This window comes from Nesterenkonia maliinae, assembly GCF_051262655.1.
Classification (GTDB): domain Bacteria; phylum Actinomycetota; class Actinomycetes; order Actinomycetales; family Micrococcaceae; genus Nesterenkonia.
This window is the reverse complement of record NZ_JBIMEY010000003.1, coordinates 77,576-95,883: the sequence shown is the minus strand read 5'-3', so window position 1 is coordinate 95,883 and position 18,308 is coordinate 77,576. Positions and strand designations below refer to the sequence as shown.

The following is an 18,308-nucleotide window of genomic DNA, read 5'->3' as shown; positions in this document are numbered from 1 at the left end:
CGTTGACGTGCGGGTGGAGCGTCTCGGATAGATTGATGTCATGACCGATGTGATGTGGAGCTCCTTGTCCCCCGAGGGCCTCAGCGAGCATGCTCAGGTCCCCGAGCGGGTCGCGGAGCTTCTGCGCGGGGCGATCTCGGCCGGCACGATTCGTCCCGGCACCAAACTCCCGGAGGTCGAGCTGACCCGGCAGCTGGACATCTCGCGGCACACGTTGCGCAGCGGATTCCAGATCCTGGCCTCAGAGGGCCTGGTGGAACGTCATCCGAACCGCGGGGTGTTCGTGCACCAGCCCACGGCCGAAGACATCGCCGAGGTCTACCGAGTCCGTCGGGTGCTGGAGGTCGGCGCGGTGCGCACCGGGGAGTTCCCCGCCGAGGAGCTGGAGCAGCTGCATCGGATCGTTTCAGCCGCCGAGGTCGCCCGGGAGCGCGGTGACATCCCTGCGATGGCCCAGGCCAATCAGGTCTTCCACCGAACCATTGCGGCGCAGGTGCGCAGCGCGATGATCGATGCGCTCATGGAGCAGGTGCTGGCCCGGATGCGCCTGGCGTTCCATGCCAAGTCCCAACAGCCCAGCTTCCACCACAGCTATATCGAGCGGAACCGGGAGCTGGCCGGGCTGCTCAGCGAGGGGGACCGGCAGGCCGCCGAGGACTACCTGCTGGAGTATCTTGACGCCGCCGAGGCCGAGCTGCTGGAACACCTCAGCGCCTGAGCCGGGATGGTCTCTCGGAGCCAGGCTCGACCGAGCCCGGCTCCCAGATGCATCAGCTCTGCTGCCGGTACGGGTCGAACTGCGGCTTCTGATAGGCGAACTCGCCACCCTGACGACCCCCGAAGGGCCGACCATGATCGGCGTACTCCTCGCGCAGGAACACCAGCCGCCAGAGACCCAGGTCGATCCGGGACCCCGTGCGCAGCGTGATCGATGCGCCGGGCTCCGCACTGCCGCTGCCCCCGATCGCCCCGTGGCGGACGATCACATACTCATCGACCGAGTCATGCAGGATCTCGGCGTGAACCGGGTCCAGCCCGTCCAGCATCAGGTCCGAAGACTCGTCGCTGCCGATCAGCGTGCGATCAGCGACCAGATTGAACTCCAGCGGTCTGGCGCTGGGCTGGTCCGTGCGGCTCATGATCAGCCGCGGACGCCCGGCCCCACGCGGAGCATGGGTGGTGGTGACCCGGCGACGGATCCTGCGGTTGAACGTCGGGGCCGGCGGCCAAGGAGTCTCCGGAGGGATCAATGAGGAGGGACTCTCCGCATCTCCCGATCCGGTGCCGGCGAAGCGGGGCAGGGATTTCAGCGAGCCCAGCCGAATATGCTTTGACCGGGTCAGCACCCGGCTCATCACCGTGGTCTTCACCGCCCCCAGGCTGACGATCTCACCAGCAGGACCGATCACCGAGAGGGTCAGACCCTGCTCCGCGAGCTGGGCTGCGAACGCATCGGCGGCTCGAGTGATCGAGCGTGGCATGCCGTCGAGCAGCGAGGAGTCCTCGGTGCGCACCTCGATATGCCGGCCCGCCGCCGTGATGGTGGCGTTGATCGGGTCAGCCGGGCTGCCGTCGGCCTCGACCTGGGTGACGCTGACGGCGAGGTCGATGTCTAGGCGCACGACGCCTCCTGCCTCAGTCGCGGCCGATCATGGTCAGCTCGCTTCATCACTGGTGGTCACCCGGAGGGTGCCGTTGAACTTCCAGACCGCCCGCGGAGCATCGGGTCCGATGTCTCGGGGGACCTCCACGGTCATGTCTTGCAGCGTGTAGTTCACCGCGGCGCCTCGGCCGGTGAGATAGGACCACATCTCTTGGCCGAGATCAGCCCAGTCCCCGATCTGATGGGGCTGGTTGCCTTGCGGGTTCACGCTCTCGGTTCGGGTGCTCTCAGTCATTGCCGCGTCTCCTGAACAGTGTCAGCCCCGCATCGCTGCGGTGCAGAGGATGGGTGAGCTTTCGCTCATCGTCATCTTGACCCGGAAAAGTCCCTGATGGAAGAGCTGAAGGGCCGCTGACCTCACATTACTTCGTATTACGCGGCGCTCGGCCCTTCGCCCGTGCGCTTGATCCCGACGTAGACGGTGTTCGAAGAAGTGCCCCCCGTGAGGTGGTTGGCGAAGTCCACGACGTGGGCCTGGCAGTCGTCGAAGACGCTCGAGAGTGTGGCCATGAACTCCTCGTCCGGCGGATCATCGGACCACAGCGTGAAGACCCCATGGTCGGCGAGGTGCCGTGCCAGGGCGGTCAGTCCCGCAGTGGTGTAGAGGTCGGCGTGGCTGGGGTCCAGGGTGTGCCGCGGTGAATGGTCGACGTCGAGCAGGATGACGTCGTGGCGCGGCGCGTCATCCGTCGGCGGTGTTCGCATCACGGCGAAGAAGTCATCGTGGCGCAGCGTGGTCCGCGGATCCTCGACCAGCTGGCTCGAGACGGGCAGCAGCTTGCGCTGGTGCCAATCGATGACGGCCGGGAGCGCGTCGATGACCTGCAGTCGGGACACCCGCTCATCGGCGAGCGCGGTGACCGCGGTGTATCCCAGGCCGAGACCGCCGACGACGACATCGAGCTGCTCGCCCTTCGCCGCGGCCAGGCCCAGGATCGACATCTGCTCCTCCGCGACGGTGAACAGGCTCGACATGAGGAACTCCTCGCCGAGCTTCACCTCATAGATCTGCGTGCCGGTGCCGGGCTCGGTGCGCCGGCGCAGCATCAGCTCGCCCATCGGCGTCTGCAGCCAGTCGAGCTCTTCGAACCGTGCGATCATGCGGGTGCCTCTCCTCGATTGCGGGTCCATCCTACGCAGGGCGCCGTCGGGGGGAGCGGGCTCAGGAATCCTCGGTCGCGAACTGGGTGCGGTAGAGCTCCGCGTAGCGCCCGTCGGCCGCGAGCAGCTCGGTATGGGTGCCGCGTTCCACGATCGTCCCGGCCTCGACCACCAGGATCGCGTCGGCGGCGCGCACGGTGGAGAGCCGGTGCGCGATCACCAGCGCAGTGCGCCCCACCAGGGCTTCGGTCAGCGCGGCCTGCACCGCGGCCTCAGAGGTGGAGTCCAGCGCGGCCGTGGCCTCATCGAGGATGACCACCTGGGGCTGGGCCAGCAGCAGTCGGGCCAGGGTCATGCGCTGACGCTCACCGCCGGAGAGCCGGTAGCCGCGTTCACCGACTACGGTGTCCAGGCCGTCGGGCATGGAGTGCACGACCGATTCCAGCCGGGCCCGGCGGATCGCGTCCCAGACCTGCTCGTCGGTGGCGCCCGGTGCCGGGAGGGTGAGGTTGGCCCGGATGGTGTCGTGGAACAGGTGCCCGTCCTGGGTGACCACGCCGAGGGTGGCGCGCAGCGAGGCGAACGTGGTGTCGCGCAGGTCCACCCCGGCCATCCGCACCGAGCCGGAGTCCACGTCGTAGAGCCGCGCCAGGAGTGCGGCGATGGTGGACTTGCCGGCCCCCGAGGAGCCCACGATGGCCACGGTCTGGCCCGGTTCCACGCGCAGGCTGATCCCGTGGAGCACCTCCTCGCCGCCGCGCTGGTCCAGGGTCGCGACCTCTTCGAGGGAGGCCAGCGAGACCTTCTCCGCAGAGGGGTAGGAGAAGGTGACGTTCTCGAACTCGACCCCTGCCGGACCTTCGGGCAGCGGCTCGGCATCGGGCTTCTCGGTGATCAGCGGCTTCAGGTCCAGGACCTCGAAGACCCGCTCGAAGCTGACCAGCGCGCTCATGACCTCGACCCGGGCGCTGGCCAGGGCGGTCAGCGGTGCGTAGAGCCGGGTGAGCAGCAGGGCCAGGGAGACCACGGCGCCGGCCTCGAGTTCGCCGACGATCGCGTAGAAGCCGCCCAGGCCGTAGACCAGCGCCAGCGCCAGCGCGGAGACCAGGGTCAGCGCGGTGATGAAGGTCGACTGCAGCATCGCCGTCCTGACCCCGATGTCTTGGACGCGACGGGCACGCCGCTCGAACTCCGCGGATTCCTCATCGGGACGGCCGAAGAGCTTGATCAGCGTGGCGCCCGGAGCGGAGAAGCGCTCGGTCATCTGGGTGCCCATGGTGGCGTTGTGGTTCGCCGCCTCGCGCTGCAGCGCGGCGAGCCGGCTGCCCATCAGGCGGGCCGGGACCACGAACACCGGCAGCAGCACCAGGGCCAGCAGGGTGACCTGCCAGGACAGCGAGAGCATCGCGATGATGGTCAGGATGACCATCACCAGGTTCCCGACGACGCCGGAGAGGGTGCCGCTGAAGGCGCGCTGCGCGCCGATGACGTCGTTGTTCAGCCGGCTCACCAGCGCGCCGGTGCGAGTGCGGGTGAAGAAGGCGATCGGCATCTTCTGCACGTGATCGAACACGGCGGTGCGCAGATCAAGGATCAGCCCCTCACCGATCCGCGAGGAGAGCCAGCGGCTGAGGATGTTGAACCCGGCGTCGGCCACTGCGATGATCGCGATCAGCACGGCCAGCCGGATGACCACCTCCACCGCCTCGGAGCCGGTGATCGCGTTGACCACCTGACCGGCCAGCAACGGGGTCGCCACCGCCAGTGCCGCAGTGACCACCGAAAGGATCAGGAACCAGATCAGCCGGGTCCGGTGGGGGCGAGCGAACCGGCCGATGCGGGTCAGCGTCTCCCGGTTGAACGGCCGGTAGTCCTTCTTCGCGTGGGTCATGCTGTACAGCGAGCCCCATGCCGCGCGTTCCATGCTCACGCACAAACCCCCAAGATCTCCAGTGATGCCGCGCTGGATGCAGCGGCGCCGTCGAGCGCACAGGCCACAACCGATATAACGCTACTCGCATTCCGGTGGGCTTCTTCACTCCAGGTCAACGAACCGGGCACAGCATCAACCAACGGATCCTCGCCGGCACCTGAGTCCGCCGCATGTGAAGAGCATGTAAAACGTGGGTCGATTGTTCCACAATCTCTTGCTTGGATTGTTGAACAACAGTACTGTGAGCTGTGATCCACGGAATAGACGTACGTCACATGTGCACTGCGCACGGTGTCTGCGGTGTTCTCCCTACTCACCCACGGAGGCCTCCTGTGGCTGACGCCCCAACTCCCAGATCGTCTTCAGCGGATGCACCCCGCACACCGAAGACCGACGACTCCCCACTGAGCGGCGACACCGCACGTGCTGACACCGCACACGGCGACGCCACGGTGCGTGCCGGACGCTCCAACCAGTCCGGGCTCACCGAGACCGACAGTCCCGATTCCAGCGGTCCGATGCTGATCCGCACCCGGCGCACCGCGCTGCTCGGGGCGATGTTCCTGATGGCCACCAGCGCGGTCGGCCCGGGCTTCATCACCCAGACCGCCACCTTCACCTATCAGCTCGGCGCCGCCTTCGGCTTCGCGATCCTGATCTCGGTGCTGGTGGACATCGCCGTGCAGCTCAACGTCTGGCGGGTGCTCGGGGTCTCCGGGCTCTACGCCCAGACCCTGGGCAACCGGATCCTGCCCGGACTCGGCTGGGCGCTCGCGGCGCTGATCTTCTTCGGCGGCATCGTCTTCAACATCGGCAACATCGCCGGCGCCGGCCTGGGGCTCAACGCCATGTCCGGCATGGACGCCCGCATCGGCGGCGGACTCTCGGTGATCCTGGCGCTGCTGATCTTCCTCTCCAAGAAGGCCGGCGTCGCGCTGGACCGGATCGTCGTCGCCTGTGGCGCCGTGCTGATCCTGCTGATGATCTTCATGGCCGTCACCACCGCCCCGCCGCTGGGCGAGGCGCTGCGCCAGACCTTCGTGCCGGACCAGGTGGAGTTCCTGGTGATCACCACCCTGATCGGCGGCACCGTCGGCGGCTACATCACCTACGCCGGTGCCCACCGGCTGATCGCCTCGGGCAACACCGGCGTCGAGAACGTCAAGGCGATCTCGCAGACCTCGGTGCTCGGGATCATGGTGGCCACGCTCATCCGCTTCCTGCTCTTCCTGGCCATCCTCGGGGTCGTCTCCACCGGTGTGGTCCTCGCCGAGGACAACGTCGCGGCGGATGCATTCTCTGTGGCCCTCGGCGAGATCGGGCTGCGCGTCTTCGGAGCGGTCTTCTGGGTCGCGGCGATCACCTCGATCCTGGGCTGCACCTACACCACGGTCTCCTTCCTGACCACGAAGAACACCAAGGACCGCACCAAGAACTGGTACTTCCTGGGCTTCCTGGTCATCACCACCGTCGTGTTCCTGATGCTGGGCCAGGCGCCGCAGACCCTGCTGATCATGGCCGGCGCCTTCAACGGCACCGTGCTCCCGCTGGGCTTCGCCGTGATCCTCTACGCCGCCTGGCGCCGCCGGGACCTGCTGCAGGGCTATAAGTACCCCAAATGGCTGCTCATCCTCGGCGTCCTGGTCTGGCTGCTGACCATCTACATGGGCTACAGCTCGCTGGGCGGTCTGGCCAGTCTCTGGACCGAAGGATGACCGAGAGCACTGAGCGCACCGGGCGCACCCCGGGGCGGCTAAGTCCCGCCGCGGCCCGCGCGCAGTTCCGTGCCGGGCTGCGCCGGCCCACCAGCGGGATCAGTCCCGGCTTCGCCCAGGTCAACCTGCTCGCCCTGCCCCGCGATCTTGCCTTCGACATGCTGCTCTTCGCCCAGCGCAACCCGAAGTCATGCCCGGTGCTCGGCGTCTTCGAAGCGGGCCAGTTCCACGATGCCGACGCGGTGAATCCGCTGCTGGCCGAGGGTGATCTGCGCACCGACATCCCTGCCTACCGGGTCTACCGCGACGGGGAGCTCGTCGCCGAACCCGAGGATGCGCTCGAGCACTGGCGTGAGGACCTGGTGGCCTTCCTGATCGGGTGCAGCTTCACCTTCGAGGCCCCGCTGCTCGAGGCCGGGATCCCGATCGCGCACATCGAACAGGGCGTGAACGTGCCGATGTACAAGACCGCGCGGCGCTGCGCGCCAGCCGGAGAACTCAGCGGACCCCTGGTGGTCTCGATGCGCCCGCTGCCGGCAGGCCAGATCGCCGACGCGGTGCGAATCACCTCGCGCTATCCCGGCGTGCACGGCGCCCCCGTGCATATCGGCAGCCCCGCAGAGCTTGGAATCGCTGACCTCGGCGCACCGGACTTCGGAGATCCCGTGGAGATCCCCACCGGCTGGACCCCGGTCTTCTGGGCCTGCGGGGTCACCCCACAGGCGGCGGTGATGGAGTCCCGGCCGGAGCTCGCAATCAGCCACGCCCCGGGACACATGCTGATCACCGACCTGCCCAACGCGACTCTCCAGGTGCCCTGAGCTTCGGCTGACCCGAGGGCCGGACGTCACGCGCGCAACGGTCTGCGTGCAGTGGTTTCATTCCCGGTTCGGGGTGTGTGAAACCTCATGGGCTTAGACGCTCGACGGTCCTTGCGGGCCGTCTGGCTGCGGCCATACAGTCGAACTCATGAGCACCGAATCAACCCATACACCTTTCCCCGCCATCAGCGAGCTGCAGGGCACGCAGCTGGCCTTCGACGATCCGACCACCCGGCACAGCAAGATCTCCCCGCCGAAGCAGGATCAGGCCGAGCCGGGTCTGGAGGTGGACGCAGAGCCGACGCCCGACATCGGTCTGGACTCTTACCGCGGACTGGGTCGACTGCAGGGGCGCAAGGCGCTGGTGACCGGTGGTGACTCGGGGATCGGCGCGGCCACCGCAGTGGCCTTCGCCCGTGAGGGCGCTGACGTGGCCATCGCCTACCTGCCCGCCGAGGGCAAGGACGCCGAACGCGTCATCGCCGCGATCGAAGCCGCCGGGCGCACCGCCGTCGCGCTGCCCGGTGACCTGATGGACCAGCAGTACCGCGAGAGCCTGGCCGATTCGGCCGCCGAGCAGCTTGGCGGTCTCGACATCCTGGTCAACAACGCCGGCAAGCAGATCGTCAACGACTCCCTCGAGGAGCTGACCGACGAGCAGGTCGACGAGGCCTTCCAGATCAACATCAAGTCGATGTACACGCTCACCCGCGCCGCGCTGAAGCACATGGGCCCGGGCTCCACGATCGTGAACTCCACCTCGATCCAGGCCTACCAGCCCAACCCGATGCTGCTGGACTACGCGGCCACCAAGGCCGCGATCAACAACTTCACCAAGGGCCTGGCGCAGCAGCTGGCGCCCCGCGGCATCCGGGTCAACGCCGTGGCTCCCGGCCCGGTCTGGACGATCATCCAGCCCACTCAGGGTCAGCCCAAGGAGAAGCTCCCCGAATTCGGCCACGACACCCCGCTGGGCCGCCCAGGGCAGCCCGTGGAGATGGCACCGGCCTTCGTGTTCCTGGCCTCCCCGGAGTCCAGCTACGTCACCGGCGAGACGCTCAACGCCAACGGCGGCACACCGACGCCGTAGTGGTCACTGAGACCAGAGCAGCTTCATGACACACACAGATGGGGCGACGCAGAGGCGTCGCCCCATCTGTGTGCGCAGTGACTGCCCATCGAGCGCTGACCAGGCGCCGTGACCTCGGCGTCAGCCGCCGGGACCCCGCGTCAGCCGCCGTGTCACCGCGTCAGCCGACCTCTGGACTGGATGCGGCGCCGTCGTCGTCCTTGCGCCGGGGACCGGAGCGTGGGATCCGACGTGCCACGCCCTGGTGCACGTCGTGGCGGCCATGGACCAGCCAGTAGAGCACCAGCGAGAGCACGACGACGCCGGCGCACATCGCGTACATGAAGCGGTAGTCCGCGAAGCCCACCAGCGGGCCCAGCAGCAGCGGGGAGAAGCCGAACCCGGCGTCGAGCATGATGAAGAAGGTCGAGATCCCGATGCTGGTGCGGTGCGCGGGCAGGTCCGAGGCGATGATCGCCTGCAGCACCGGCAGCAGCGAGCCGAAGCCGAACCCGGCCAGCACTCCCGCGGTGAGCAGCACGCCCTGGTTCGGGGCCCAGGCGAGCAGCCCCATGGCGACGATGTAGAAGATCACCGCCGGGTACACCGCCCAGTTGTCCCCGAAGCGGTCCTGGACCCGGCCCATGAACAGCCTCGAGACCAGCACCGCCCCGGCGTAGATCACGAAGAAGAGCGAGGCCGCGTCCACCATGTCCAGGCTTCGCGCATAACCGTTGAGGAAGGTCATCACCGAGGCGAAGCCGATGCCCAGCAGCATCGCCACCAGCGAGATCTTGAACGCCCGGGGCTCGATGATGTCCCGCGGGCGCAGGGTCAGCTTCTCGCGCAGACTGGTGCGCCACGGCTTGTCCTCGGGCAGACGCAGGAACAGCGAGAAGATCAGAGCGATCACCGAGACGATGGTGACCGCGACGAACATCGCCCAGAAGTCATAGCGCTGGGTCAGCTGGATCGCGGCCAGCGGGCCGATCGCCGGGGGCAGTGAGTTTGCCAGCAGGTAATAGCCCGCGCCCTCCCCACGGCGGGTGCGCGGAATCATCGCGAAGACCCCGGCGTTGAGCGCGGTCTGTCCGAAGCCGAAGGAGATCCCGTGGACCGCGCGCAGTGCGATGAGCATCTCGTAGCTGTCGACCACCAGGTAGGCGAGTCCGGCGAGCACATAGACGACCAGACAGGCCAGCACGGTGCGGCGCCGGCCCAGGAAGTTCACGTACTTCCCGGCGAAGATGCGGGCAGCCAGCGCCCCGACGACGAAGGCCGAGGCGGCGAAGCCGGCGGCGGTCTCCCCGGCGGAGAACTCCTCCGCGGCATAGACCGCCAGGCCGGTGACCAGGACGAAGAACACGATGGCCAGGAAGAGATTGATCACGATCGCCAGCAGGAAGTCCTTGGTGAAGAGCGGCTCCTTCGGAGCGGCGGAGGTCCTCTTGGCGGCGATCACAGCCCGATTGTTTCATGGTTCGCAGGGGTAACGACCCCTGGCGGCCGTGTTCTCGCTTCCCACGGGGTCAGGAGATGAACACCCTGGTGTGGCACGCTTGGGGGATGATTCACAGCGTCCGGGAAGTGGGGCAGCGGGCCCTCCTCATCGAGGTCACCGCCGAGAAGGATCACCCCGCCCTGATGGCGCAGCTGACCGAGCAGCCCTTCACCGGCCAGATCGATGCGATTCCCGGGGTCAAGACCGCCCTGGTGGACTTCCGTCGGCGCCGCGACGCCCAGGCGGCGCTCAAGCAGGCCAAGCGGCTCAAGCTGCGCCGGCGCAAGGTCGCCCCGGCGGACGAGGCCGCGGGGGACGAGGCTTTTGCGGGGGAGCGAGCTGGCGCGACGAACCCAGCCGTGGATCGCCCGACTCCGGTGCGGCCCGAGGCGCAGATCCCCCAGGCTTACGCTCCGGCCCTGGCGCTGCAGCCGCGCGAGGCGGTGGTGGAGGTGCTGCCCGCCCCGGACGGTGAGGCGTATGGGCAGATCCTGGTCCAGGACATGGGTCGCTATGGCCTCGGCGCACGTGGTGTGGGCCGGGCGGGCCCCGCCGACTTCTCCGCCGCGCGCCAGGCGAACCGGCTCATCGGCAACGACGATTCCGCCGCGGTCTTCGAGATCTTCGGCGGTGGCCTCAGCGTGCGCCTCTGCCATACCTCGATCCTCGCCGTCACCGGCGCCGAGGTGTCCCTGGAGGTCATCACCCGGGAAGCGGCGCCGACCTCCCGCGGCGGCACCGAGGTCGCCCAGACCACCGAACGCACCCGCACCGCACCGGGCCGTGCGCCGTTCTGGGTCTTCCCCGGAGAGGTGCTGCACCTCGGCCCGCAGCAGCGCGGGGTCTACAGCTACCTGGGCATCTCCGGCGGACTCGAGGCGCCCGTCGTCCTGGGCAGCGCCTCCACGGACACCGACGCAGGGATCGGTCCGGCCCCGGTCCAGGTGGGGGACCGCTTCGGACTGGCCGGCGCGGCGTCGCGCTTCGTGGGCATCGCCTCGGTGGCGCCCACCCCGCTGCCGCTGCCGCAGGAGGCCACCATGCTGCGCTACGTGCCGGGCCCGAGGGTCGAGTACTTCGGCACCCGCCGAGCCAGCACTGCCGGGCTTGCCCGGCTCGAGGGGCAGCCCTGGGAGGTCATGGCCGAGTCCAGCCGGGCGAGCCTGGTGCTCGACGGCGACGATCCGATTCGGCGGACCCAGCCCGAGGCCCTGCCGGCGGAACCGCTGATGCGCGGATCCATCTGCATCACCGACTCCGGTCAGCCCGCCGTGGCGCTGGCCGAACACCCGGTGACCAGCTCCGCCCCGGTGCTCGGAGTCGTGGTGCGGGAGGACCTCTCACTGGCGGCACAGCTGCCGCGCGGCGCCGAGGTGCGATTCCAGGCCGTGGACCCCGAGACGCTGGGACCAGTCCGAACTCGATGAGATAATGGCCGACGTCGCGGTGCCCGAGTGCGAGCGCCACCTCAGCTTTCCCCTATTTTCGTGACCGAGGAGTCCATCATCTCTGCCGAGTCTTCTGCCTCCCAGACCAGCCCGCAGGGCGACCTCGCGTCCCCGGCCTCCTCCCAGGACGCCGACGCGCCGATCCCGGTGCGCCGGACCTCCCTGCCGGGGAACCTGATCCGCGGAGCGATGATCGGCACCGTGGAGACGGTCCCCGGGGTCTCCGGCGGCACCGTCGCGCTGGTGGTCGGGATCTACCGGCAGCTCATCGACTCGGCCTCCCACGTGGTCTCTGCCGGACGGGTGCTGATCACCGGTCCGGACCGCGGCGCCGGCTTCATGCACCACCTGCGCCTGGTCGACTGGAAGGTGATCCTCCCGGTCATGGTGGGGATGATCATCGCCGTGTTCACCGTGGCCGGTCCCATGGCCAGTGCCGTGGAGACCTACCCCGAGCTGACTCGCGCGACCTTCTTCGGGATGGTGCTCGCGTCGATCTTCGTGCCGCTGCAGATGGCCTGGCAGGACCGCTCGGGCCCGCTGAAGGTCTCGCACCTGCTGGCGGGCATCCTCGCCGCGGCGCTGACCTTCTGGCTGGTCTCGCTGCCGGCGACCGCCGTGGAGCCCACCTGGTACGTGATCCTGCCTGCGGCTGCGATCGCGGTCTCGGCGCTGCTGCTGCCTGGGCTCTCCGGATCCTTCCTGCTGCTGACCTTCGGCCTGTATGAGCCCACGCTGCGCGCCGCAGCGGATTTCGACCTCGCCTACCTGAGCATCTTCGCACTGGGCCTTGCCCTGGGCATGATCTGCATCGTCAAGGGTCTGAAGTGGCTGCTGGATCACCGGCACCGGATCACCATGGTGGTGCTCGCCGGCGTCATGGTGGGCGCCCTGCGCACGCTGTGGCCTTGGCAGGATGCGGCCCGCGGCCTCCAGGGTCCCGGGGAGAACCTCGGGGTGGCCTTGGGACTGGGAGCCGCCGGGTTCGCCGTCGTCCTGGTGCTGGTGCTCCTGGACTACCGGCTCTCCCAGCGCCAGATGCGGTAGCGATGGCGAGCCCCGGGACAGGCCCGAGGACGAGGCCGCCGCGGCGACTGCGTGCGCTGCTCCTGGTCTCCGCGGCGTTGAACCTCGTGCCGCCGGTCGGCTTCGCACTGTCCATGCTCCAGGTGCTCGACCTGGAGCAGTTCAGCTTGATGGCCGGGACCGGGTCCCTCGCCGCGGCGCTGTGCACGCTCTACGCGCTGCACCTCGCCTCGCGGCCCCCGGTCCTGCTGCCGCGAGGCATCAGACTGGTCCTCGGAGCGGTGGCGCTGCTGGCCGCGGTGCTCTTCACCGGCGGCGACGCCCTGGTCCGCGCGCTGACCGATGAGAGCGCCGGACCCGGGCTGATTCCTTTCATGGGGATGCTGCTGCACCTCTCCGCCGCTGCCACCCTGCTCACCCTGGCCATGGTGCATCGGCGTCCGAGAACCGCAGCGCCGTGGCGCTGAGGAAGAACGGAGCCGGAACCGGGGGCTTCCTGAACCGGCGCGGCCGCTCGAGGGTGAGCGAGCTCCAGCCCCGGCACGCGCGGGTCCCCGAGACGAAGACCGTGAGCGCCCCCTTCGGCGGATAGGGCGAGGTGCCGTGCAGGTTCGTGCCGCGCGCCAGCACCATCGCCCAGGTCTCTCCGGTGCGCACCGGCGCGACGTCGAAGAATCCCTCCGCGGACAACGCGAACACCTCAGGCGTGGTCCATCCGGACATGCCGTTCGCGCTGGTGCTCGAGCGCAGCTCGTAATCAGGCTGCTCGTCGGGAGCGACCTCGTGCGGCGCTGCCAAGAACCACATGATGTAGCGGTCACCGTGACGGAGCACCCTGGGTTCCAGGACCCTGGGCCGATGCGCGCGGCCGGTGAGGATCGGTGCAGCCCGGCGGACCCAGCGGCCCTGATGCTCTTCAAGCACGCCGATGGCGTAGCTGCTCCCAGCACCCTCACGACGGCGGGCCGCTCGGCCGGCGTAGTAGATCCGCGCCGGAGCATCCGCCGAGGCAGGCACGTAGTACGGACTGTGCATCCCGCCGCGGTCCCAGGCGTCGGGGGCGGCGTCCTCGATCAGCGCCGCCGCGCGGCCCCGGGAGTCGCTGTCGAGGGTCCATCGCGCAGTCGCCGGGTCTGTGCCCCGCGGCGCCCGGGCCGTGTAGAGCCGGTTCGGAAGGTGGTCGAGAACCCGCCCAGGAACAGCGTCCACTGCTCGTCGTCGGCGTGGAGGTCTCCGATCCCGACGCCCAGCAGGCCACGCGGCATCGGTCCGTCGACCATGTCCCAGAGCACCCGCGTCGAGGTGAGCTTCATCGCCTCAGAATAGCCGTGGCCCGGCGCTGGTTCGAGGGATCGATCAGATCGGGCATCGTCTGGCACGCCGGGTCGGTCCTGTGTCCAGCGCCGAGACCATCAGGCGCTGCGTTTCGCGCGATCAGTCCCGGATCCTCCGCGGGGCCTGCTCGACAGCCGCGGTCCGGCGCATCCGGTGGACGAGCACCGATACGATCGTGCCCAGGGTCAGCGTCGCCATGAACAGCACGCCCACGGCGAGGAAGCTCCAGCCCACGCCGAAGGCGACGAATCCCGAGAGGGCGAGCTGAGAGGCCTGTGTCATATCTGCTCCGTACATCTACACCTCTTCCGTGGTCTTGTGGGGTGTGCCGAGGTGGGCCCACTCTCCCTGTGAGGAATTGAGCTTCTGCCAGACGGCGCCGACGTAGGCGCTCTGCAGGATCAGCGCGTAGATCAGCTCAGGGATCACCAGTGCCGCGAAGAGTCGCCGAGGCCAGGGCTGGTCCCAGACGGTGACCACGCGTTCCGCGGCGAACACTGCCCCGATGACGAGCCAGAAGGGCTGCACGCCGAGGAATCCGTTGACCGCGTAGGAAGCCACAGTCAGCCCGATCAGCGTGGTCATCAGGATCACCGAGAGGGCCAACATGACCTGTTGGCCGATATAGCGCCGGGTCACCCGGTTCCAGCCCATCTCGGTGATGTTCTGCAGCGCACCGAGGTACCACCGCCGCCGTTGGCGCCAGAGCGTCGGAACATTCGGCATCGTCTCAGTGGTGCTCTGACACTCGACGGGGGACCGGACCTGCCACCCGCAGGCTCTGAGGGTCATGGTCAGTCGCATGTCCTCAGTGATGGTCTGCTCGTCGTAGATCGAGCCGAACCGTGACTCGACGTCTTTGAGCGCCTGCCAGCGGATGAGGGCGGCGGTGCCTGACATGACGAAGGTCTTGCCCGTGCGCTCGATCTGCTCGGCATACCGCGCCCACTCGAGGTACTGGCAGAGCTCGAGGTACCCGGTGGGCGGATCTGCGCGGAAGACGGCGCCGACGCCGCCGACGTCGGGATCCTGGAACTCCTGGAGTGCTCGTTCGATGAACCGAGGGACGATCTGGGTGTCTGCATCCATGATCAGCACGAACCCTTCGGGCTCGAGAATCTCCAGTGCCTGGTTCAGCGCTCCGGCCTTGCGAGCCGCGTTGTCCACGGTCTCCATGGCCTCGACGCCGAAGGCCTCGGCGATCTCGACCGTGTGGTCCGTGGAACGGTCCGAGACCACGATGATCCGGTCAGGCGGGATGGTCTGGGCCCGGAGCGATGCGATGGTGGCAGGCAGAGCGCCTACCTCGTTATGGGCAGGCAGGACCGCGGTGATCCTTGACCGTGCAGGGGTGTTCATGGCGTGACGATTCCTTCGTTGCGCCAGCCTGGATCTGGTGCAAGGAGACCCGACTGGACACGTGATTACTTCAACTTTGAAGCACTTTACGTAGACAATCTAACGCACTGAAGTTCTATGTCCAGTAAACATGAGTGGAATCACAGCACCACGTCTGCGCACCTCAGGGGCTGGACCGGGGTCGAGGGCCGCAGATCGAAGGCGCTACGGCTTGGTCCAGATGTGCAGCAGATACCCATAGGAGAGACCGAGCCGGTCCGGGTGGCTGTTCAGCCAGTCCTCGGCGACATCGTCCGGGAACTCCAGGTGCAGGACCCGCTCAAGGTCGCTGCGGCTGTCGAACTGCCAGCCGCTCATCACCGCCGCGGTCCGGGCACCCTTCTCCCGCCACCAGTCGGAGGGGTAGCTGCCCCGACCCTGCGCAGCGGCCGGGGCGCTGGCCTGCAGCAGCGCAGCGAACTCGCCGAGCACGTGGTCGTTGTCGATCACCACGAGCCTGCCCCCGGGACGCAGCACCCGAGCGACCTCCTCCAGACCCGCCGACGGATCGAAGCTCTCGGAGGGGAAGAAATAGGCGAAGCGCGCATGGACGACGTCGACGCTGGCATCGGCGAGCGGAATATGCTCGGCCGAGCCGTGGAAGACCTCGGCCCTGCGAGTGCGACCACGGGCCGCGTCCAGGAGTCGCTCGTCGGGTTCGATCCCGATGGTCTTCTCCGCCTCGGAGTACTTCTGCAGCCAATAGCCCGAGCCGCAGCCAAGGTCCACCAGCACCTTGCGCCGCCAGTCGGCGGCCTGGCGAAGGGCGGCCCACAGCACGCCCTCAGGGTCAATCGCCTCATTCTCGATCTCGTAGACCGCCGGATCATCGCCCTGGTTCGCCGCCGGGACGAAGTCGTGGAGAGTCATGACGTGATTCTTGCAGAGTTCGACGCGCTGACAAGGGGTGGCGTGGCGGAACCCGCGCGTTGACGCGGGGGACAGGTGCCGGAGACTTCAGCGGCGCGCCGTCCTAAACTTTGACCATGCCCTCACGGCTCCCCTCCTCCGGAGTGCGCCCGCTGGATCTCTCCCTGCCCTTCAGGGGTCCCTGGAAGGTGCAGAACAGCCCGGCCAACCGCGTCCCGAGCCACGGCACCGATCTCTTCGGCATCCGCTACGCCATCGACTTCATCGCCGTTGACGCCCATGGTCGGACCGCCCGGTCGAGAAGCTGGCGCAGCACCCTGGCCACGGAGCCGCCGCAGCTGTTCTTCGCCTATGGCCAAGAGGTGCTGGCACCGTGTCCAGGGACCGTCCGAGTGGTCCACGACGGCGAAGATGACCATGCGGCCCGCCGATCGCAGGTGAACCTGATCGGCTACATGCTCGGACAGCCCGCCCGGATCCGTGAGGGACCGGCGGCCATCGCCGGGAACCATGTGATCCTCGAGGAGCCGGTGAGCGGATGCTTCATCGCCGTAGTGCATCTGCAGCGCGGATCGATTCGAGTCTCTCCGGGTCAGCAGGTCTCCACGGGAGACGTGCTGGCACGGTGCGGGAACAGCGGCAACTCCACCCAGCCGCACCTTCATCTCCAGGCGATGGACGGCCTGCACCTGCCCCGCGCTCATGGCACGCCGATCGCGTTCCGAAACTTCTGTGAACAGATCCGCAGCGGCGAGACAGCTCTGATCCGGCGCGGCGTCCCGGCCAACTCCTCTGTGGTGCAGCCCGTGCGGCTGGTGGGGCCCTGACGTCGTGCCGAGGAGGCGATACCGATGACCGACCCGCAGCGTGACTGCGTCATCGCCGGAGGCGGCCCCGCCGGGATGATGCTGGGATATCTGCTGGCCCGCGCCGGACTGGAGGTCACCGTGCTGGAGAAGCACCCCGACTTCCTGCGGGACTTCCGCGGCGACACCGTCCATCCCTCCACGATCACGCTCCTGGGCGAGCTCGGGCTGCGCGAGAAGTTTCTGGCCCTGCCCGTCACTCGACTCTCCACGCTCGACGCTGTCATCGAGGATGAACGTCTCACGCTGGTCGACTTCGGTGCGCTCCGGGCGCCGGACAACTTCCTGGTCCTCGCCCCGCAGTGGGACCTCCTGAACTTCCTGGCCCACGAGGCGCAGGCGCTGCCCGGTTTCGACCTGCGGATGGACACCGAGGCCACAGACCTGCTGCACGATCGCCCGAGGCCCGGCGAAAGCGACGACGACGCCGCCGTCCTCGGAGTGCGCGTCCGCGCTGCCGCCGGGGAGCACGAGATCCGGGCGCGGCTCACGGTCGCCGCCGACGGGCGGTCCTCGACCCTGCGTGCCGCCGCAGGGCTGATCCCGGTGGAGACCGGAGTGCCCATCGACGTGCTCTGGTTCAGCCTCCCGCAGCCCTCCGATCCGGGTGCGCCCACGCTGGGCCACCTCTCCTCGGCAGGGATGGTGCTGACCATCGACCGCGGCGACACCTACCAATCAGGCCTGATCATCCGCAAAGGTGGGTTCCGGGACCTGCAGCACGACGGGCTGCCGGCGTTCCGGGCCCGGCTCGTCCGGGCGGCCCCAAAGCTGCTCGAGGTCGTCCATACGCTCACCGATTGGGAGCAGATCAAGCTGCTCACCGTGCAGATCAACCGGCTCCCGCGATGGCACCGACCAGGATTCATCGCCATCGGGGACGCGGCCCACGCGATGTCCCCGATGTTCGGGGTGGGCGTGAACTACGCCATCCAGGACGCGGTGGCCCTCGCCAACGCGATCAGCGCAGAACTGCGGCAGGGAGTCGTGACCGAGCAGACGCTGGCGGCCGTGCAGACCAGGCGGCAGCGGCCGGTGAAGCTGATGCAGAGCATCCAGGCGCGGGGGCATAAGGTGATCGCGCGCTCCACCGAGGGCCGCCGGGTCGTCCCGCGGGCCGGGGCGAGGCTGCTGCGCCTCAGCTCACCCGTGCTGCGCCGAATCACGGCCCGCGTGATCGGTGTGGGCCTGCTCCCGGAACACGTGCGCACCCCTGCTGAGCCGGGGCCCCGTGAGCGCATCGTGAAACGTGGCTGAAAACACTGCTGTGGCACAATGAGGGGAAACTGAATCATCGCCACGTCCCCTGTGTGGGAGAGTCCGGCTGGCGCCCAGAGCAGTGTCCTCACTGCAGACCTGGGCGCGGATCCGGCGCCGAAGGAGCAATATCCTCCCCGGGAACCTCTCAGGCACTCAGTACCGTGCAGGGGTGGCAACTCTGGAAAGCAGCACGTCAGGCAATGGTTCTGGCGCGCTCACCGAAGGTGCAAGCCGGCTCTGCCCCGTCTGACGGGTGCGGTGACCGGTGAATCTCTCAGGTCCATCACAGAGCGGGGGAGGAA

Annotated in this window: 19 protein-coding genes and 2 riboswitches; of the genes, 9 read left to right on the top strand and 10 right to left on the bottom strand. The window is 68.3% G+C overall.

Annotated elements, in window-relative coordinates; translation table 11 throughout:
* The first annotated feature begins 40 nt into the window (after positions 1 to 40).
* Positions 41 to 718 carry a GntR family transcriptional regulator gene (locus ACHAA4_RS07350; RefSeq protein WP_435773546.1) on the top strand — a complete coding sequence of 226 codons (678 nt, stop codon included), beginning with the start codon at positions 41 to 43 and terminating at the stop codon, positions 716 to 718.
* 52 nt (positions 719 to 770) lie between these two features.
* Here the strand turns inward: ACHAA4_RS07350 and ACHAA4_RS07345 are convergent, their stop codons facing one another.
* The 4 genes from ACHAA4_RS07345 to ACHAA4_RS07330 all read right to left on the bottom strand — a co-directional run bounded on the left by ACHAA4_RS07345 (position 771) and on the right by ACHAA4_RS07330 (position 4,694).
* A complete protein-coding gene (locus tag ACHAA4_RS07345; RefSeq protein WP_435773545.1) occupies positions 771 to 1,622 on the bottom strand; it encodes an FHA domain-containing protein in 852 nt (283 codons plus the stop codon).
* A gap of 33 nt (positions 1,623 to 1,655) precedes the next feature.
* The gene (locus ACHAA4_RS07340; protein WP_106121881.1) at positions 1,656 to 1,898 is read right to left on the bottom strand and encodes a hypothetical protein; all 243 of its coding nucleotides are present in this window, start codon (positions 1,896 to 1,898) and stop codon (positions 1,656 to 1,658) included.
* A gap of 137 nt (positions 1,899 to 2,035) precedes the next feature.
* The gene (locus ACHAA4_RS07335) at positions 2,036 to 2,764 is read right to left on the bottom strand and encodes a spermidine synthase (RefSeq protein ID WP_435773544.1); all 729 of its coding nucleotides are present in this window, start codon (positions 2,762 to 2,764) and stop codon (positions 2,036 to 2,038) included.
* A gap of 61 nt (positions 2,765 to 2,825) precedes the next feature.
* The gene (locus ACHAA4_RS07330; RefSeq protein ID WP_435773543.1) at positions 2,826 to 4,694 is read right to left on the bottom strand and encodes an ABC transporter ATP-binding protein; all 1,869 of its coding nucleotides are present in this window, start codon (positions 4,692 to 4,694) and stop codon (positions 2,826 to 2,828) included.
* Positions 4,695 to 5,215: 521 nt separating this feature from the next.
* Here ACHAA4_RS07330 and ACHAA4_RS07325 point away from each other — a divergent pair.
* The 3 genes from ACHAA4_RS07325 to ACHAA4_RS07315 all read left to right on the top strand — a co-directional run bounded on the left by ACHAA4_RS07325 (position 5,216) and on the right by ACHAA4_RS07315 (position 8,323).
* Entirely contained in the window at positions 5,216 to 6,412 is a 1,197-nt protein-coding gene (locus tag ACHAA4_RS07325; protein ID WP_435773789.1) for an NRAMP family divalent metal transporter, read from the top strand.
* Complete coding sequence (locus ACHAA4_RS07320; RefSeq protein ID WP_435773542.1) at positions 6,409 to 7,233, top strand: putative hydro-lyase; 825 nt, start codon at positions 6,409 to 6,411, stop codon at positions 7,231 to 7,233. The genes ACHAA4_RS07325 and ACHAA4_RS07320 overlap by 4 nt, the downstream gene beginning before the upstream one ends.
* A gap of 148 nt (positions 7,234 to 7,381) precedes the next feature.
* Positions 7,382 to 8,323 (top strand): SDR family oxidoreductase, encoded by a 942-nt coding sequence (locus ACHAA4_RS07315; protein WP_435773541.1) that lies wholly within the window; start codon positions 7,382 to 7,384, stop codon positions 8,321 to 8,323.
* 160 nt (positions 8,324 to 8,483) lie between these two features.
* Here the strand turns inward: ACHAA4_RS07315 and ACHAA4_RS07310 are convergent, their stop codons facing one another.
* Positions 8,484 to 9,764, bottom strand: a complete 1,281-nt coding sequence (locus ACHAA4_RS07310; RefSeq protein WP_435773540.1) for an MFS transporter — start codon at positions 9,762 to 9,764, stop codon at positions 8,484 to 8,486.
* Between the two features lie 104 nt (positions 9,765 to 9,868).
* On the opposite strand from ACHAA4_RS07310, the gene ACHAA4_RS07305 reads away from it, so the two are divergent.
* The 3 genes from ACHAA4_RS07305 to ACHAA4_RS07295 are packed head-to-tail and all read left to right on the top strand — an operon-like array spanning position 9,869 to position 12,744.
* Positions 9,869 to 11,230 (top strand): 5-oxoprolinase subunit C family protein, encoded by a 1,362-nt coding sequence (locus ACHAA4_RS07305; protein ID WP_435773539.1) that lies wholly within the window; start codon positions 9,869 to 9,871, stop codon positions 11,228 to 11,230.
* A 60-nt stretch (positions 11,231 to 11,290) separates the two neighbouring features.
* Entirely contained in the window at positions 11,291 to 12,298 is a 1,008-nt protein-coding gene (locus tag ACHAA4_RS07300; RefSeq protein WP_435773538.1) for a DUF368 domain-containing protein, read from the top strand.
* 2 nt (positions 12,299 to 12,300) lie between these two features.
* Positions 12,301 to 12,744, top strand: coding sequence for a hypothetical protein (locus ACHAA4_RS07295; protein ID WP_435773537.1), 444 nt, complete (start codon positions 12,301 to 12,303; stop codon positions 12,742 to 12,744).
* On the opposite strand, the gene ACHAA4_RS07290 is transcribed toward ACHAA4_RS07295, so the two are convergent.
* From ACHAA4_RS07290 to ACHAA4_RS07270, 5 genes are all read right to left on the bottom strand, one after another.
* Positions 12,692 to 13,312: a hypothetical protein gene (locus ACHAA4_RS07290; RefSeq protein WP_435773536.1), complete on the bottom strand. Its 621-nt coding sequence runs from the start codon at positions 13,310 to 13,312 to the stop codon at positions 12,692 to 12,694. The genes ACHAA4_RS07295 and ACHAA4_RS07290 overlap by 53 nt on opposite strands.
* 38 nt (positions 13,313 to 13,350) lie before the next feature.
* Positions 13,351 to 13,590 (bottom strand): hypothetical protein, encoded by a 240-nt coding sequence (locus tag ACHAA4_RS07285; protein ID WP_435773535.1) that lies wholly within the window; start codon positions 13,588 to 13,590, stop codon positions 13,351 to 13,353.
* A 121-nt stretch (positions 13,591 to 13,711) separates the two neighbouring features.
* A complete protein-coding gene (locus ACHAA4_RS07280; protein ID WP_435773534.1) occupies positions 13,712 to 13,894 on the bottom strand; it encodes a hypothetical protein in 183 nt (60 codons plus the stop codon).
* A gap of 15 nt (positions 13,895 to 13,909) precedes the next feature.
* On the bottom strand, positions 13,910 to 14,971 hold the full coding sequence (locus ACHAA4_RS07275; protein WP_435773533.1) for a glycosyltransferase family 2 protein: 1,062 nt from the start codon (positions 14,969 to 14,971) through the stop codon (positions 13,910 to 13,912).
* A 204-nt stretch (positions 14,972 to 15,175) separates the two neighbouring features.
* Entirely contained in the window at positions 15,176 to 15,880 is a 705-nt protein-coding gene (locus ACHAA4_RS07270) for a class I SAM-dependent methyltransferase (protein ID WP_435773532.1), read from the bottom strand.
* Positions 15,881 to 15,996: 116 nt separating this feature from the next.
* On the opposite strand from ACHAA4_RS07270, the gene ACHAA4_RS07265 reads away from it, so the two are divergent.
* Together ACHAA4_RS07265 and ACHAA4_RS07260 are read left to right on the top strand one after the other, a co-directional pair.
* On the top strand, positions 15,997 to 16,707 hold the full coding sequence (locus ACHAA4_RS07265) for a M23 family metallopeptidase (RefSeq protein WP_435773531.1): 711 nt from the start codon (positions 15,997 to 15,999) through the stop codon (positions 16,705 to 16,707).
* Between the two features lie 24 nt (positions 16,708 to 16,731).
* Entirely contained in the window at positions 16,732 to 18,003 is a 1,272-nt protein-coding gene (locus ACHAA4_RS07260; protein ID WP_435773530.1) for an FAD-dependent oxidoreductase, read from the top strand.
* 44 nt (positions 18,004 to 18,047) lie between these two features.
* A riboswitch (glycine riboswitch) is annotated at positions 18,048 to 18,178 on the top strand.
* A gap of 1 nt (position 18,179) precedes the next feature.
* Positions 18,180 to 18,305, top strand: a riboswitch (glycine riboswitch).
* The last annotated feature ends 3 nt before the right edge of the window (positions 18,306 to 18,308 follow it).

What these genes read in the sequence shown, in the direction of transcription:
- ACHAA4_RS07315 (WP_435773541.1), top strand. Translation starts at nt 7,382, where the DNA reads ATGAGCACCGAATCAACCCATACACCTTTCCCCGCCATCAGCGAGCTG.
- ACHAA4_RS07290 (WP_435773536.1), bottom strand. Translation starts at nt 13,312, where the DNA reads ATGCACAGTCCGTACTACGTGCCTGCCTCGGCGGATGCTCCGGCGCGG.
- ACHAA4_RS07350 (WP_435773546.1), top strand. Translation starts at nt 41, where the DNA reads ATGACCGATGTGATGTGGAGCTCCTTGTCCCCCGAGGGCCTCAGCGAG.
- ACHAA4_RS07295 (WP_435773537.1), top strand. Translation starts at nt 12,301, where the DNA reads ATGGCGAGCCCCGGGACAGGCCCGAGGACGAGGCCGCCGCGGCGACTG.
- ACHAA4_RS07340 (WP_106121881.1), bottom strand. Translation starts at nt 1,898, where the DNA reads ATGACTGAGAGCACCCGAACCGAGAGCGTGAACCCGCAAGGCAACCAG.
- ACHAA4_RS07265 (WP_435773531.1), top strand. Translation starts at nt 15,997, where the DNA reads ATGCCCTCACGGCTCCCCTCCTCCGGAGTGCGCCCGCTGGATCTCTCC.
- ACHAA4_RS07320 (WP_435773542.1), top strand. Translation starts at nt 6,409, where the DNA reads ATGACCGAGAGCACTGAGCGCACCGGGCGCACCCCGGGGCGGCTAAGT.
- ACHAA4_RS07285 (WP_435773535.1), bottom strand. Translation starts at nt 13,590, where the DNA reads ATGAAGCTCACCTCGACGCGGGTGCTCTGGGACATGGTCGACGGACCG.
- ACHAA4_RS07335 (WP_435773544.1), bottom strand. Translation starts at nt 2,764, where the DNA reads ATGATCGCACGGTTCGAAGAGCTCGACTGGCTGCAGACGCCGATGGGC.
- ACHAA4_RS07275 (WP_435773533.1), bottom strand. Translation starts at nt 14,971, where the DNA reads ATGAACACCCCTGCACGGTCAAGGATCACCGCGGTCCTGCCTGCCCAT.
- ACHAA4_RS07325 (WP_435773789.1), top strand. Translation starts at nt 5,216, where the DNA reads ATGCTGATCCGCACCCGGCGCACCGCGCTGCTCGGGGCGATGTTCCTG.
- ACHAA4_RS07280 (WP_435773534.1), bottom strand. Translation starts at nt 13,894, where the DNA reads ATGACACAGGCCTCTCAGCTCGCCCTCTCGGGATTCGTCGCCTTCGGC.
- ACHAA4_RS07270 (WP_435773532.1), bottom strand. Translation starts at nt 15,880, where the DNA reads ATGACTCTCCACGACTTCGTCCCGGCGGCGAACCAGGGCGATGATCCG.
- ACHAA4_RS07305 (WP_435773539.1), top strand. Translation starts at nt 9,869, where the DNA reads ATGATTCACAGCGTCCGGGAAGTGGGGCAGCGGGCCCTCCTCATCGAG.
- ACHAA4_RS07260 (WP_435773530.1), top strand. Translation starts at nt 16,732, where the DNA reads ATGACCGACCCGCAGCGTGACTGCGTCATCGCCGGAGGCGGCCCCGCC.